Consider the following 15,058-nt stretch of genomic DNA (forward strand, 5'->3'; position numbering starts at 1 on the left):
CAACAACAAGAAAGGGCGTTACCCGTGGAAACCGCTGCACCAGAGGCCTCCTGCCAGCCTGACCCGGAAAATCTGCGTCAGGGCAGGCAGAACGCTTTTCTTTTTGCCGGAGCCGCAGGCCTTGCCGGGCTGATGTTCGGACTGGATACCGGCGTGATTGCCGGTGCCCTGAAGTTTATGGGCGTTGACCTGCATGCAGATGACCGCGCACAGGAATGGATTGTTTCCTCCCTGATGCTGGGGGCCGCAGGCGGCTCCCTTCTCGCGATCCCGGTTTCAAAATATCGGGGCCGCCGGGGCGCCATGTTTTATGCGGGCCTGCTCTTTTTGCTGGGCACCGCTCTCTGCTCCCTCGCCCCGTCCATTGCGGTCATGATTGCAGGCCGTGTTTTTCTGGGTATTGGCGTAGGCTTCGCGTCTTTTTCTGCGCCCCTCTATATTGCAGAAATTACGGAAAAAAGCCGACGCGGCAAGATGATTTCCATTTACCAGCTTGTCATTACAGGCGGCATGTTACTCGCCCTTCTTTCTGACAGCCTACTCTCCTACGGCGGCCACTGGCGCTGGATGCTGGGTATTCTGGCAGTCCCGACCGTCTTTTTTATTCTGGCAACAACACAGGTTCCCTACTCCCCGCGCTGGCTGGCCATGCAGGGCCGCAGGCATGAAGCACATGGCGTTTTACAGAAAGTACGTGGATCCAGACAACGCGCCACGGAAGAACTGAACCGGATTGAACAGAATCTTAAAAAAACCAGCGGTAGTGGGCTGGCTTTGTTAAAATCCTCTCCCGGATTCAGAAAAACATTTATTCTCGGCATTCTGCTCCAGATGTTTCAGCAACTGGCTGGCATCAATATCCTGCTTTATTACGCCCCGCATATTCTGGAGCATCTGCATTTTTCCGCACAGGCGGCTGTCTGGTGCACAACGCTGCTTGGGCTGGCCAACATGGCGGCCACCGGCGTTGCCATTCTGCTGATTGACCGCTGGGGCCGCCGCCCGCTGTTGCTGACAAGCACCCTTATCGCCACCATCAGCCTCACGCTCTTTGGCCTTCTGCTTTACATGCATGCCAGCGGCAGCTTTGTCAGCATTGCCGTCGTGACGCTTCTGGTAATTTTTACTCTTGGTTTTGCCACGGGTGAAGGCCCTATCCCCTGGACCATGTGCACGGAAATCCAGCCTCTTCAGGGCCGTGGTCTGGCCATTGCCTGCTCAACCTTTGCCAACTGGATTACCAACTGGCTGATCAGCAACGTCTTTTTATCCGTCATGAGTGTGATTGGCGATTTTGGAATTTTCTGGACACTGGCTTGCTTTAACGCGGTGTTTTTCCTGATTGGCTATTTTCTGGTGCCTGAAACCAAAGGCTGCTCTCTGGAAGATATTGAGCAAAACGTAAAAGCCAACCTCCCCCTGCGGGATATCGGCCAGCCACGTCCTTCCACAGATGCACGCCCCCAGCAGACCATGCCCCTTGGCATGCAGAAAGGATAACTCATGACTGTTCGTCTTGGTTTTATCGGCACCGGAGACCTGGGGGCCGACCATGTGCGACGTTGCGCAAACATCCTTTCTGGCGCAACCGTTTCCGCACTATACAACCGCACGCAATCAAAAGCGCAAACTGTCGCGGAGCAGTTTGCCCCGGAAGCACTGGTTACGGCCACACCCGAGGAGCTGATTGAAAGTCCGGACGTGGAGGCCATCGTCATTTCCTCAGCAAGCCAGACGCATGAAGACCTTGTGCTGAAAGCTATTGAGGCCGGGAAATATGTATTTTGTGAAAAACCTCTCGCCACAACGGCAGATGGATGTGAGCGCATCCTGCATGCCGAAAATGCTGCCGCAAAACGGCTGGTGCAGGTGGGGTTTATGCGGCCTTACGACGAGGGTTATCAGAACCTGAAATCCCTGCTCACGGATGATGCCGTCGGCCCGGTTCTGATGGCGCATGCTGCGCATCGCAACCCGTTTTCCGGGCCGCATTACACGCGTGAAATGCTGATCAGCGAAACCCTGATTCACGATATCAATACATTCCACTGGCTGCTGGGGGAAAGCTTCAGAACAGTGCAGGTCTTTTACCCACGCCCGACATCCAGAGCCGACGCAGCATTGCGGGACCCTCAGCTTGTTCTTCTGGAGACCAGCAGCGGCGTTCTGATCACGGTCGAAGTTTTTGTAAACTGCCAGTTTGGATACGATGTGCAATGCGCACTGGTTGGTGAAAATGGAGAACTTCGTCTCCCGGAACCAGCGCGTGCGGCGTTACGCAAAAACGGGCAGACATCTATGGCCATCCCCATGGACTGCAAGGAGCGGTTTGCCACAGCGTATGACCGTGAACTTCAGGCGTTTGTGGATGGGGTTGCCGCTGGCAAGCTGACCGGGCCTGATAGCTGGGCTGGCTACGTCGCCTCCGCCACAGCGGATGCCTGCATCCGGGCACAGAAAAGCGGGCAGAAGGAAGCTGTGCAGCTTATCACGCAACCTGAATTTTATCGGAACGATACCGACGTCTGAACGCCGTTTTTTTGAAATACGGTTTGAGGGATGTAGGTCTTTTTCTACGCTCTAAAAAGCCTGATGTTGGAAAAACATGCCGCATAGCAGTGTCTTTCCAACAAACAGGATCGTCTTACACCTGCGGATCTCCCTCTTATTCTGTGTGAATAAGAGGGAGATATCAGCGGTTATCAGGCAGAACGTGCCTGCTCATAGTCCGATGTCTGATCACTGAGCAAATAAGGGCCAGCAGCGCGTAGTGTCAGAGACAGCATGCTGATTTTGCCACGCGCGGAGCGATCCCCTAGTGGCAGGACGGCATTGCCGTTTGTCCAGGCACAGGCCTCTCCCTCTGCCTCATACCAGCCTTTAAGCTTTTTACCCTGAAGATGGGTTGTAATCTCGTATGACTGTCCATCGCACAGCAGATGCACATCGGCCACGGCAACACCCATATATCGCCGATCATCCACAAAGGGACCAATGACATCGGCAGGGCGACTGGCGCGGGAGAGAATACGCACAAAGCGCGTATCAGGCGGCAGTATGAAGTTATAGTTCTGCCCGTTCTGCCGGACAGGATAAAGGACAGATCCTGTATCCGTCATCAGATGCAGATCAGGATGATCCGTGGTGCGGGCCTCACTCACCGCTTCAGAACGCCCGGCTACATGTCCTTTCCGGCTTTCCAGAGCACGGTAAAGAGGTTCTACAAAAGACCGCTCAACACACAGGGGTGCCGCAGCCGCGTCCACCCATGTGCCGGATGGTCCACGCAGAGCAACAAGCTTGCCTTCCTGCCGGAAGGACGCCCGGTTTCCTGTATCCAGATAACTTTCTGTCAGCACGCCATCGGCAGAAATAACGGCATGTCTGTCTGTTTCAACATGATAGTAGTCATAAGACCGGATGGTTTTATCGTAAAAAATGCTCTCGCCGTTGACTAACATCCGGACCGGCACAAACTTGTTGTGCAGGAAGAGGCAGTGTTCCGCCGTAATGAGCATGTCTTTGTAAGGCACACCATCAGCAATGGCATTTTTCAGAACACGGACCGGCCAGCCCGCTTCATCATCCGGCATATCCGGGGAAACTGTTGTATGGGCTTTTCCAACCCAGACAACAGGCTGAACGGTCTGTGTGTTGTTTTCCCAGTTGAACACGACAACCTGATCGCCAATCTGAATCTCTTCAACAGAGACATCCCCATTTTCAGTACGGATCATGCTGCCGGGCAGGAAGCAGACGACCGATGATGCCTGCGTCACATAATAATTTCCGCCTGCGGCAACAGTGGGGAAACTTGATGAGCCGCCGGAAAGGACCTGAAGCGTTGTGCCGGACCCGACATAACTGCTTGTAACAGAACCACCTTTATTAACCGTATAGACATCCCCGGCGCCATCACCGTTACTGCCATACAGGAACGTATCAGAAACGGAAGAACCACCTGATGCAATATTCCCGGCATCAGAGACAAGTGTATTGTCAGAAGAGACGCCCCCACTCCGCACATACGTCCAGCCATTGACGTTTACGGACGATTCAAGCGTGCCGCCGGAGGTGATGTAGACGTTATTCGTGCCGCCTGAAATATAGGCGCCAGACGCTACAGCGCCGGAGGCGACTGTCAGGGTTCCTGCTGAAATAATAACAGGTCCGCTATAGTGCGTTGCGCCGGAAATCGGCTTTGCCGTGGCGTCAGCACCGCTTGCGGACTGATAATACGTTTTGCCATCTTCCCCCTTTACAGCAATCCAGCTTCCTCCGCTCAGCACCGTGGCGGACAGATAGCTCGATTGAGGATAAGCCGTGTAATATGCAACAGGTGTTGAAACTGTCGCACCGCTTACGACGTAAAAATTCGTCCCTGAGCCGACCGTTGTATGCCCGTCAACAGACCCGCCGCTATAGATGATATACGTGTCGTTCCCGCCGTCTACCGCAGTCCCCGCCAGAAACGTATCAGACACGGAGGACCCTCCTGCCGCGACATTTCCGGCATCGGAGACAAGTGTATTGTCAGAAGAGACGCCGCCACTGCGGATATATGTCCAGCCGTTGACGTTTACGGACGATTCAAGAGTGCCGCCAGAGACAACATAGATATTGTTCGACCCACCGGAGACAAAGGCGCCAGATGCCGTCGCACCAGATGCGACCGTCAGCGTGCCAGCCGAGATAATGACCGGACCGGTATATTTTGTCGTCCCGGCAATAGCCTGCGCGGTGCCGTCAATGCCCGTGGCGGACTCATAATACGTCTTGCCGTCAGGGTCCTTCACGGCAATCCAGTTTCCGCCTTTCAGAACCGTGGCGCCCGAGGGCGCAACCGGATAGGCGGGAGAAATGGTCGTATCGCCGGGGCCGGTTGCTGGCACACCGTTCCCGACGGTTGAAGTCGGGCTGTCGAGATGCAGCGTGCCGCCATTCTCAACCGTAATGGGCTGTACCGTCGCCCCGGAATTTACATTCAGCGTTGTGCCGGAGCCGACAACGGCGCTCCCCCCGATGTAGCCACCCTTAAAGACTGTATAGACATCCCCGCCGCCCTCTGCGGCTGTGCCCGCCACAAATGTGTCCGACACAGAAGAGCCGCCTGCGGCAACGTACCCAGCATCGGACACAAGCGTATTGTCAGACGAGACACCACCGCTGCGGACATACGTCCAGCCGTTGACGTTTACGGACGATTCAAGGGTTCCGCCAGACACAACATAGACGTTATTCGTGCCGCCGGAGACATAAGCGCCCGATGCGACTGCCCCGGAGGCCACCGTCAGCGTGCCCGCCGAGATGATAACCGGGCCAGTATATTTTGTAGCCCCGGCAATGGCCTGCGCAGCGCTGTCAACGCCCGTGGCGGACTCATAATATGTGTTGCCGTCAGTGTCCTTAACAGCAATCCAGTTACCCCCGCTTAAAACGGTGGCTCCTGCTGGAGGCGAATAAGTAAGACTCATGACGAAATCCCTTTCCCTAACCTCAGACGGATGAGAGCATGTGGAATGAGGTTATGGCCTCCAGTAACGTTCTTTTTTCGTTAACATTTCCCTAAAAACGCCATATTTTGTTGTGAACGGCGTGTCATATCGGTCTGTAACCCCCGGTCTTCTCCGGCTTCCATACTAAATTTTTTTCCTGGCACTGCGGCACACGCAGTCCGGTCAATCGGCTTGCCAGCCGCGACTCTCCGGGGTTTTGCTCTGGTCAGAAGGGGTACTGCCGACCCTCTGCGGATGGCGACTCTCCTCTTCTATTGCGCAGGCCGTACACCAAAAAGCCGCCTCCCGGACGGAAGACGGCTTTTTCAGTGCTTTTAAGCAGTACTCTTATGAAAGACCCTTAACGGGTTCAGGCTTCATCAATGGGGCGTTTGGGCAAAAGTGCCGGAACAAATACCAGCGTGACCAGCAGCGTGCAGCCCAGTGAGAGCAGCAGCAGCCGCCCCATGCTGGCCGTGCCGGGATGATGTGAGAGCGCCAGAGAACCAAAGGCTGTACCAGTTGTCAGGGCGGAAAACAGGACCGCCCGTGCCGTGGGGGACGCCAGAGGGGATTTCACCCCGTCCCGCCAGTTCATGACAAAATAGATGTTGAAGGATACGCCAACACCCAGCAGCAGCGGCAGCGCGATAATGTTGGCGAAGTTCAGGGTTTCCGGCAACACCACAACCAGAATGACCGTCATCAGCGCGGAGAGCATGAGCGGGGCCAGAACTAGCAACATATCCTTCACCCGCCGCAGGGCAAGGAAGAGGATAAGCGCAATCATGATAATGGCCGCTGCCGCTGCCTGCTCAAACGCGCGCACGATAGAGCGGGCGCTTTCCACAATATCCACTGCTGTTCCGGCAATTTCCGGCTCCACCTTTTGCAGCGCCGTGACAAATTTCCGCAGGGCCCCGCTGCTGGACATCACGCCTGTCGGATGCACCTCAACCAGAGCGCGGCCGTCAGGCAGCAGATAGTCATTTGCAATAGACGGTGGAACGTCCTTCAGCGTGACCGGCGTTGCCTGCAACATGGTACGGAGCTGATCAAGCTGGAGCGGCAGGAAACGCACCAGAGCATTATTGGCGGCCAGAACCTGCGCATCCGGCGCGGTGGACAGCTTAACAAGTGCGGCCTGAATCCGCCGCAGCGGGTCCTGCGCGGAAAGCTTGTCCAGCACGCCGCCAAGTGCCGTGGCCGTCGCGGCGGCAGACGCGCGCAGTTCATCCGCACTCGGCGCGGGTTTGGGGTTGGGGACAATCAGAGTGGGCAGCAGAATGGACGCGGCATCCTGAATCAGCGCCAGTTTTTCATCCTGCTTTGTCGGCACAAAAGAGCCGAGCCACAGAACATCATGTACCTGCGGCACGCTGGAAAGGCGTTCAGCCTGCTTCTGCGCATCATCCAGAGACTTCACCAGCAGTTCCGCACTATATGGGGAGGACTGCGGATTGCTCATCAGCAGATGCAGGGCGCGCATCCCTTCAGAATTCGGATTTTTGGTGTGTAGCGGATCACCGTCAAACTGAAGTTTGGGCACCAGCGCAATACCTGCCACAGCCACAAGCCCGAACACGCCCAGCAGCACATGGCGATGATGGCGGATTTTAACATCAACCGGCTTCATAAAGCCGTAGCCCATATCGGGGCAGTCGAGTTTCGGGTGAAAGATTTTCAGCAACGCGGGGAGCAGAGTGGTGGTGGACACAAACGCCACCAGCATGCCGATCCCGGCAATCAGCCCAAGCTGCGCCACCCCCAGAAAGGCAGTGGGCGTAAACGCCAGAAAGCCCGCGGATGTTGCCAGAGCCGCCACCAGAATCTGGTGCCCCGTTTCCTCCCCTGTCTCCCGCAGGGCTTCCAGAATGCCAGCATCCCCGGAATCCGCATGCTGGGCGCGGAAACGCACCGAGAACTGAATGGCAAAATCTACCGCAATCCCTACGAACAGAATGGCGAAGGCGACAGAAATCAGATTAAGCGTGCCAACGGCAACGGCCGCGAAGCCGGTTGTCAGCAGCAGGCCCACAACCAGTGTCACCACAATGGGCAGCACCACGCGCCAGGAGCGCACGGCCAGCGTCAGCCACAGCGTTACCAGCGCCAGAGAGCCAAGCAGACCTGTGACCATCCCTTCGGCCACCGTCGCAAATTCCTCATCATCCAGCTTGACCTGCCCGGTCATGTGGACCTTGACCTGCCCGCTTTTAACAAATTCGAGGGTTTTGATAGCCTGCACCATCGCATCAGACGCGGCACCGCCCGGCTGGAAAGAGCCGTAATCCAGCTTCGGCTTGGTAATCACGAACTGATACCGCCCCGCCAGATCAGACAACTGGCCGCCCAGAAGCTGCTGCCAGGACAAAGGCTGCGGCTGGCCTGCGGCGGCCTTTTCCAGATTGGTGGCAAACCCCGCCAGTGGCGTCTGAAAGCTTTTCAGCCCGTCCGCCTGCCCCTGCTTAATGCCTTCAGAAATAAGAGACATCGCGCCAAACAGCCCGCGGGCTGAGGGGTCCTGCGCCAGCGCTGAAAGGAACGGCTGCGCTGTAATGGTATCATTCAGCACCTGAGAGAGCGGCTGAGGCTCCAGAAACATCAGACCATTGCGGATAAGATATGGGTTGGCGTCCGGCCGTTCCGCAAAGTCAAAATGTGTGTGGTCCGCTGCCAGCTTTTCCGCCAGCACACGGGCGGTCTCCCGCCCTTCCTCCGGCAGATCGGCTTCAATCACCGCCACCAGCAGGTTTTCCTTCTGCGGGAACAGGCGGCCCATTTCATCCGAGCGCTGCTTCCACTCCAGACGGTCGGACAACATCTTGCTGGTGTCCGTTGTGACACCAAGGCATGTCATGCCCGCATACACCGCCCCGCAGGACAGGAGCAGGAACAAGGCCACCACCGCATAGGCATGACGCGCACAGAATGTAATGAAACGACCTATGGGGGCAGAGAGCATGACTGACAATCAGATCCTGAAAAGTTCACGGCACAAGGCCCAAAGCTGCATTCGTTTGGACCAACCCACCGGCCTGACGCAAGGGAGGATATGTAAGATCACGCCTGACGGGCTTACAGACCGGGACGGGAAAGCGGATTTTTGCACCCGGCCTGATGCTGCGCATCCCACCGGTGTTCCAGCCATTGCCAGACCAGCAGAGACGGCAGCCCCCATGCAATTTCCCGCACACGTTTAATAAGAGAAAGGGCAATGGCCAGTGCCGGACTGATGCCAAACAGGCTGCCGATCAGCAGATAGCCACCTTCTGAAACCCCTAAAGCCCCCGGCACGGCGAACCCGACGGATTTGGCGGCCTCGCCCACGCCCTCAATCACAAAGCCGACCGAGAGCGAGCAGTCATACCCCATAAAATGCAGAATAAGGCAGACTTCCACAGCCCCCAGCGCCCACGCCAGAAACTGGAGCCACAGAGCCATAACGGCATTGCGCTTGACCTTGTACAGCCCCAGCACCGCCTGATGCAGCCCACGGATGCCATCCACGCCGCTCCAGCCCAGATGCCCGGCAATTTTGACCAGCAGCACCTCGACAAACGCAACGGCCCCCAGCCACTGGCTGATAAACAGTGCGAGGCCGATTGCCAGCGCGATCAGGGCGCTTTCCAGCAATTCATCCGTAATGGGAGAGCGTTTGACCAGAAACAGCAGCAGACCCAGCCCCATGAAGGTGAACAGGACCTGACTAAGCAGTTCGAGCGTAAGATCGCAGATTGTCGCGGCGGCGGCGTTTCTGGTCCCTAAACCGCGCCGCGCCAGCAGGCGGCTGGACCAGACCTCCCCCCCTACCTGCGCTACGGGAAGCAGGTTGTTGATCCCTTCCCGCACGCAGCGCAGCAGAAAATAGTCCCGCCAGGACAAAGCGGGCGCAAGAGTATTGCCCGCAATGGTGCGCCATGCCTGAGCCGAGAGCGCAACCTGAACCGTATGAAATAGAGTGGCGGCCAGAATACCCCAGCCGCCTGTCATGATAAGAGAGAGAATGGAGCGCGCGCCGAACTGCATCAGCATCCAGACAGTCAGCCCCAGCCCCAGAAGACCTGCGATGACGGTAACCCGCTTCATTCTTCCCCCGCGTTACAAGGCTGCTGACTCCATGATGGCGCCCTTCTGCATCAGACCCTGATCTGACGTAGCAACGCAAGAGACTCCACACAGGCTGCAGCGGCTTCCCGCCCTTTATTGTGCACATCATCGCGAGAACGCACGTTAGCCTGCTCGTCCGTGTAGGTTGTGAGCACACCAAAGGCGATGGGCGTTTCCGTTGCCAGAGAGGCCTGCATCAGCCCGACCGTGGTGCCGAGGCTGATAAACTCAAAATGGGCCGTATCCCCTTTGATCACGCAGCCGAGGCAGATCACGCCCTCGAACTTGCCGCTCTTTGCAAGGGTCTGAGCCAGCAGGGGCATTTCAAACGCACCCGGCGCTGCAAAAATATCGCCCTCGGCCACCGTAATGCCGTGCTCCCCCAGCCATGCCAGAGCGCCATCCCGCAGGCCGCCAGTCACATCCTCATTAAAGCGACTGACGATCAGCGCCAGACGCGGCATGGGCGTGAGGGTGAGGTCCGGGAGGGAGACGGGGTTCCTTGTGCTCATAAACTTATCCTTACAGAAAACTGTGTAAAATCAGACCGTGGCGTCAGCAGGCGCATCGCTCACAGAAAAGTGACTCAGGTTGTGCCCCATGCGTTGCCGCTTGGCATGCAGGTAAGCGCGGTTGTGCGGATTGACCGGGGTTTCCAGAGCGATTCTCTTGCGGACCAGAAACCCACGGGCTTCCAGCGCGCGCACTTTGTCCGGATTGTTTGTGAGCAGATCAAGCTCACCCACGCCCAGATCACGCAGGATTCCGGCCGCTGCCGCCCAGTCCCGCGCATCCGTGGCAAATCCAAGCCGGTGGTTGGCGTCTACCGTGTCCAGCCCGGCATCCTGCAATTCATACGCCCGGATCTTGTTGACAAGGCCAATGCCCCGCCCCTCATGCCCGCGCACATACACCAGCACGCCACTCTCCGCTTTGCCGATGGCCCTGAGGGCCGCATGTAACTGCGTCCCGCAGTCACACCGCAAAGAGCCCAGCGCGTCACCCGTCACACATTCGGAGTGCATCCGCACCAAAGGTACAGCCCCCTGCGCCGCCGGGTTCCCTTTCACCAGAGCGACATGCTCCACGCCACGGGAATCCCGGAACGCATGGATCGCCAGATCTTCCCCGCCATAAGCACTGGGGAGAGAAGCCGTTGCGAGGTCGGCCATGGCTTCTTCTGCCGTGTTGTCGGCCTCCGGTGCTTCCTGCGTCTCCGCCACAACGCCTGCGTTTTCCGCAACTGTCGCAAGCGGCGTCAGGCCGTGGGCGCTGATCCATGTGACTAGTTCCGCAATGGAGATAATGGGCATGTCATGCTGCTGCCCATAAACTTCCAGCGCCGGGCGGCGGGCCATCGTGCCGTCTTCATTCAGAATTTCACAGATAACCGCCGCAGGCCGGAGGCCAGCCAAACGCAGCAGATCAAGAGAGCCTTCCGTATGGCCAATCCGCTCCAGCACCCCTCCGGCGGCGGCCCTCAGCGGGAAAATATGGCCGGGAGTTGCCAGATCCATCGGCTGAGCCGTCTCAGATGCCGCCACCTGAATGGTATGCGCACGGTCGGCTGCGGAAATGCCGGTTGTCACCCCCTCCCGCGCTTCGATGGACACGGTGAAGGCCGTGCCATGCCGCGCGGTATTATCCCGCACCATCATGGGCAGTTGCAGCTTTTCCACCTGTGCGGGGGTAAGCGGCAGGCACACCAGCCCACGCGCGTGGGTGATCATGAAATTCATAGCTTCTGGCGTCATGAATTCCGCCGCCATCACAAGGTCACCCTCGTTCTCACGGTCCTCATCATCCACCATAATCACCATGCTGCCCACGCGCAGAGCCTCCACCGCGCGGCGCAGGGCGTCAGACGGCTGAGCCGCCACTAACGGCATTTTTTTCACCGGTTCTGACATAGAACCTCCACATATTTGGCAATGACATCCACTTCCACATTCACAGCATCACCCGGCGCAATTTTGCCGAGGTTGGTGTGAGTCCATGTGTGCGGGATGATCATGAGAGCGATGCGGAACGCATCATCTTTCACATCACTGAGTTCATTCAGGGTCAGGCTGATGCCATCCAGCGTGATGGAACCTTTTTCCACCATATAGCGCCGCAGGCTGGCAGGGACTTCAAACACCACCCGATGCGCATCGCCAGAGGGGGTGCTTTCAATAAAACGGGCTGTTCCATCCACATGCCCCTGCACAATATGGCCGGACAGCCGGGTGGCGGGGGTTACAGCCCGTTCCAGATTCACAAAATTTCCGGCCCGGAGTGCGCCCAGCGTGGTGCGGTCCAGCGTCTCGCTGCTGACAAAAAACTGCACCCGTCCGGTTTCAGACGGTGCTGTTGCTGTCAGACACACGCCGTTCACGGCAATGCTCTCCCCCTCAGCCACATCCCGCAGGCCGGTTTCCACGTCCAGCATGACGGATTTTGCGCCGGGTTCGACTTTGAGCACAGGGCCGAGTGATTCAATAATTCCGGAAAACATGGTTACTCCTCAGCGCACCGAGCCCACTCCGGAAACAGAGCGAACGGCGTTGTTGCATGACGGGTTGAAACGGAAAAATGGTCCGCGCCCTGCGCGTCCTGACGAATGGTCAGCCAGTCATCCCACATAGTCTGTGCCCGCAGAGCGGCCAGCAGCGTGGGGCCAGCTTCCACCATGGCCCACAGAGCCGGGGTTTCAGCCAGAAGAGCAGGCAGGTTTTGAAGGTCAGGGCAGAACAGCACATCAAAGCGCGTGCGGGCCTGCTCCAGCCACGATGCGGGCACATGGGCCTGCTGGCCGCACACAACCAGTGTTCTGCGGCGCTCCGCATGGTCGGGCACGTGCCGCACCGTGAAAGAGGGGTTATCAACCGCCACTGTTCCGGTGCCGGTAATGACCAGATCGGTCGCACGCCGCAGGGCATGGGCAAACCGGAGCGAGTCTGGGGTGGTGAAGGTTGTCTGTCCGGCGGGTGGCACCATGCTGCCCTGCTGATCCAGCGCCTGTTTCACCGTGATCCACGGCCGCCCCTGCGTCATGCGCATGGCAAATGGAGCCAGCAGCGCACGGCATCGGGCGGCAAGGTCTGCCCCGTTCGGGCTTTCCGCCAGCCAGCGCACAGTAACGCCTGCTTTTGTGAGCGCGGCAGCGCCGCCCCCGGCCACATGGGGGTTAGGGTCCGGGCAGCCAATCCAGACCGTTTTAACCGGAGACTCCAGCAGCGCTTCCGTGCAGGGGCGTGTGCGGCCTGTGTGGTTACAGGGTTCAAGCGTGACAACCGCTGTATGCACCCGGTCAAACACCCCGGCCTGCTTCGCCTGTTCCAGCGCCAGACGTTCCGCATGGAGCTGCCCTGCCCGGTGGTGGGCCGCCACCATCAGCACGCCCCCGGCCTCATCCAGCAGCGTGCAGCCCACCGCCGGGTTGGGCGCCGTCTGGCCTACAAACCGCCATGCGTCTGCAATCGCAGCCTCAAAGGCCCGCGCCACACAGTCCGGCATTATGTCTGAAGGGTTTTGCGTCACACCCTGCACCTATCTGCCCAAAACATCGTACCAGACAGACTCAGGGCAGATAGCAGAGGTCACCCCTTGCGCCTCCGCAGCAGACGCGGAGACCCAAAGGCCTGCACCGTTCTCTCTCATCCGGACTGTAACCGTCGGCTCCGGAATTACACCGGATCTGCTGACCCTGCCGAAGCAGGCGCTCGCGGGCTTATAACGGAAAACCGTTACTTACCGCCGGTAGGGAGTTTCACCCTGCCCTGAGAACGTCACGGCTGCACACAAGACAACCGCGTTTATTATGATGGGGTGAATACGCCCGGCTTGCAAGAGACAATGCGCACAGAGCAGACCAAAAGTCTGCGTGAGGTCTGGCGTATCATCCAGTTTTCAAAAAGCCCATGTGGCATCACAACTGAACCACAGCATGTTGTTAGTGCCATTATTGACGACCGGATGAGAGACCGTGCCTGCCTGATTAAACGGATGCGTGCCATTCAGCGATTTATCCAGACGGATTTCCGGCCGGATGGTCAGAGAACCAAGACCGAGACGCTTATTGATAAATTGCGGCTGGTAAGAAACCCCGACGGTCAGCGCCCCATAAGTCGTGGGAGGCGCCACGTAATAAGGATAAGGCTGGTTGCTGAGGGAGCGTGTGTAGGACGTAAAGCTGGCATATTGCGCGATGATTGCGCCCGTATTGTCCCGGAAAATTTCACCCCGGGCATTGAGCGTCAGCCAGGGATGAATGGCCCACGCCAGATAAGTGGAGACGCCATAGGCATCATCATGAGACAGATCATCGTGCAGATAGACCCCATCGACCGTGACGGTAACGGCCTTGTTCACATGATAGGCCGCCATCAGGTTGCCGTTATACTGCATTTTCCGGTTGGCTTGCGGCCCGGCCCCGGCACTTGTCCAGCCATCTGGTGAGGTCACGGCGCGGCTGTTGTTCCCCTGCGGGCCAAAATGCCCAATGGCATGCACATCCAGCCTGCCGTCCAGAAGATGGTTAAACGTAAAACCAAAATAGCCTTTGGGTTTATTATTGTTTCCCGAGCGCCCGAATGTTGTGGAATTTCCGGCATCAATCCCCACAATCCAGTCCGCATGTTTTGCCAGATGCATGGTGGCGACAATGCCGACGGTTTCAAACGGCACGATATAGTCCGAGGCATAATTGAACGTGTAAAACGGGCGCGCCTGCGCCGGAGTGCCTTCCACCCCCATCAGCCCGTACATCTGCCCCATCTGCACATCAATCCCGTGCCGGAACAACCAGGGCAGATGCACATCCAGATGCGCCTGCGTGGGCGCCCACTGATACAGGCTGTTCAGTGAGCCGGACCCCATGCCAATGGTCGGGTCAAACCGGGCATCCGAGCCGTACATGGCTTCCAGCACAAAGCCGATGCCATACCCGCCCCCCACACTGGTGACGGGATGCGAGAGAGACCCCATAATCTGGTTGAGCGAGACGGTATTGGCGCGGTCCGTATAGAACTGGCCAAAGTTTCTGCCAGAACGGGTCCACGGGTTGCCTGCAATCCCGGCCTCAATACTCAGATGCCCCTCAAGCCCGTCCCAGTATGACAGTTTATGGCCGGGCTTTGGGCGGAACAGATTCCCCACATGCAGTTTAGGCATATCCTCCTGCACGCCCGCAGCGGGTGCAATTTCTGGCAAGGCCGCGGGCGGCGGCACGGCGGGTTTTTGCGCGGCCAGCGGCTGGGAGACCGGCTTTTGCACGCTGCCCGGCTGCACCCGCTTTTTGGGCACGGAGGCCCGCACCCGTGCCGGATGCCCGGTTGAGTCTGCATGGGAGAGCGGAGACATTACAGCACAGCCCATCAGCAGCAAAGACACCAAAGAAACCCGTCTGAGTGTGGTGTGCGTTACCATCTGCCTGCGTCCGCTCCTGAAAATACCCGGCTCACAAAACATGA

Annotated in this window: 10 protein-coding genes and 1 riboswitch; of the genes, 2 read left to right on the forward strand and 8 right to left on the reverse strand. The window is 58.0% G+C overall.

Translation table 11 applies throughout. The annotated features are described in order from the left end of the window. Positions 1 to 24: 24 nt before the first annotated feature. Both KP699_RS09395 and KP699_RS09400 read left to right on the forward strand, forming a co-directional pair. Positions 25 to 1,500, forward strand: a complete 1,476-nt coding sequence (locus KP699_RS09395) for a sugar porter family MFS transporter (RefSeq protein WP_215762412.1) — start codon at positions 25 to 27, stop codon at positions 1,498 to 1,500. Positions 1,501 to 1,503: 3 nt separating this feature from the next. Further along, positions 1,504 to 2,529 (forward strand): Gfo/Idh/MocA family protein, encoded by a 1,026-nt coding sequence (locus tag KP699_RS09400; protein WP_215762413.1) that lies wholly within the window; start codon positions 1,504 to 1,506, stop codon positions 2,527 to 2,529. Between the two features lie 173 nt (positions 2,530 to 2,702). On the opposite strand, the gene KP699_RS09405 is transcribed toward KP699_RS09400, so the two are convergent. From KP699_RS09405 to KP699_RS09440, 8 genes are all read right to left on the reverse strand, one after another. Next, entirely contained in the window at positions 2,703 to 5,474 is a 2,772-nt protein-coding gene (locus KP699_RS09405; protein WP_215762414.1) for a Hint domain-containing protein, read from the reverse strand. A gap of 391 nt (positions 5,475 to 5,865) precedes the next feature. Continuing rightward, a complete protein-coding gene (locus KP699_RS09410) occupies positions 5,866 to 8,460 on the reverse strand; it encodes an MMPL family transporter (RefSeq protein WP_215762415.1) in 2,595 nt (864 codons plus the stop codon). 113 nt (positions 8,461 to 8,573) lie between these two features. After that, the gene (locus KP699_RS09415; protein ID WP_077931335.1) at positions 8,574 to 9,584 is read right to left on the reverse strand and encodes a flippase-like domain-containing protein; all 1,011 of its coding nucleotides are present in this window, start codon (positions 9,582 to 9,584) and stop codon (positions 8,574 to 8,576) included. 50 nt (positions 9,585 to 9,634) lie between these two features. Beyond that, complete coding sequence (ribH, locus tag KP699_RS09420) at positions 9,635 to 10,117, reverse strand: 6,7-dimethyl-8-ribityllumazine synthase (protein WP_077931334.1); 483 nt, start codon at positions 10,115 to 10,117, stop codon at positions 9,635 to 9,637. A 30-nt stretch (positions 10,118 to 10,147) separates the two neighbouring features. Continuing rightward, positions 10,148 to 11,494 carry a 3,4-dihydroxy-2-butanone-4-phosphate synthase gene (gene ribB, locus KP699_RS09425; protein ID WP_252346915.1) on the reverse strand — a complete coding sequence of 449 codons (1,347 nt, stop codon included), beginning with the start codon at positions 11,492 to 11,494 and terminating at the stop codon, positions 10,148 to 10,150. Between the two features lie 5 nt (positions 11,495 to 11,499). Continuing rightward, the gene (locus KP699_RS09430; protein ID WP_215762416.1) at positions 11,500 to 12,102 is read right to left on the reverse strand and encodes a riboflavin synthase; all 603 of its coding nucleotides are present in this window, start codon (positions 12,100 to 12,102) and stop codon (positions 11,500 to 11,502) included. A 2-nt stretch (positions 12,103 to 12,104) separates the two neighbouring features. Next, positions 12,105 to 13,136, reverse strand: coding sequence for a bifunctional diaminohydroxyphosphoribosylaminopyrimidine deaminase/5-amino-6-(5-phosphoribosylamino)uracil reductase RibD (ribD, locus tag KP699_RS09435; RefSeq protein WP_374196916.1), 1,032 nt, complete (start codon positions 13,134 to 13,136; stop codon positions 12,105 to 12,107). 95 nt (positions 13,137 to 13,231) lie between these two features. Next, positions 13,232 to 13,378, reverse strand: a riboswitch (FMN riboswitch). 118 nt (positions 13,379 to 13,496) lie between these two features. After that, positions 13,497 to 15,014, reverse strand: a complete 1,518-nt coding sequence (locus tag KP699_RS09440) for an outer membrane beta-barrel protein (protein ID WP_215762417.1) — start codon at positions 15,012 to 15,014, stop codon at positions 13,497 to 13,499. Positions 15,015 to 15,058: the final 44 nt, after the last annotated feature.

Source organism: Acetobacter sp. P1H12_c (genome assembly GCF_018811975.1).
In the GTDB taxonomy this organism is placed as follows: Bacteria; Pseudomonadota; Alphaproteobacteria; order Acetobacterales; family Acetobacteraceae; genus Acetobacter; species Acetobacter persici.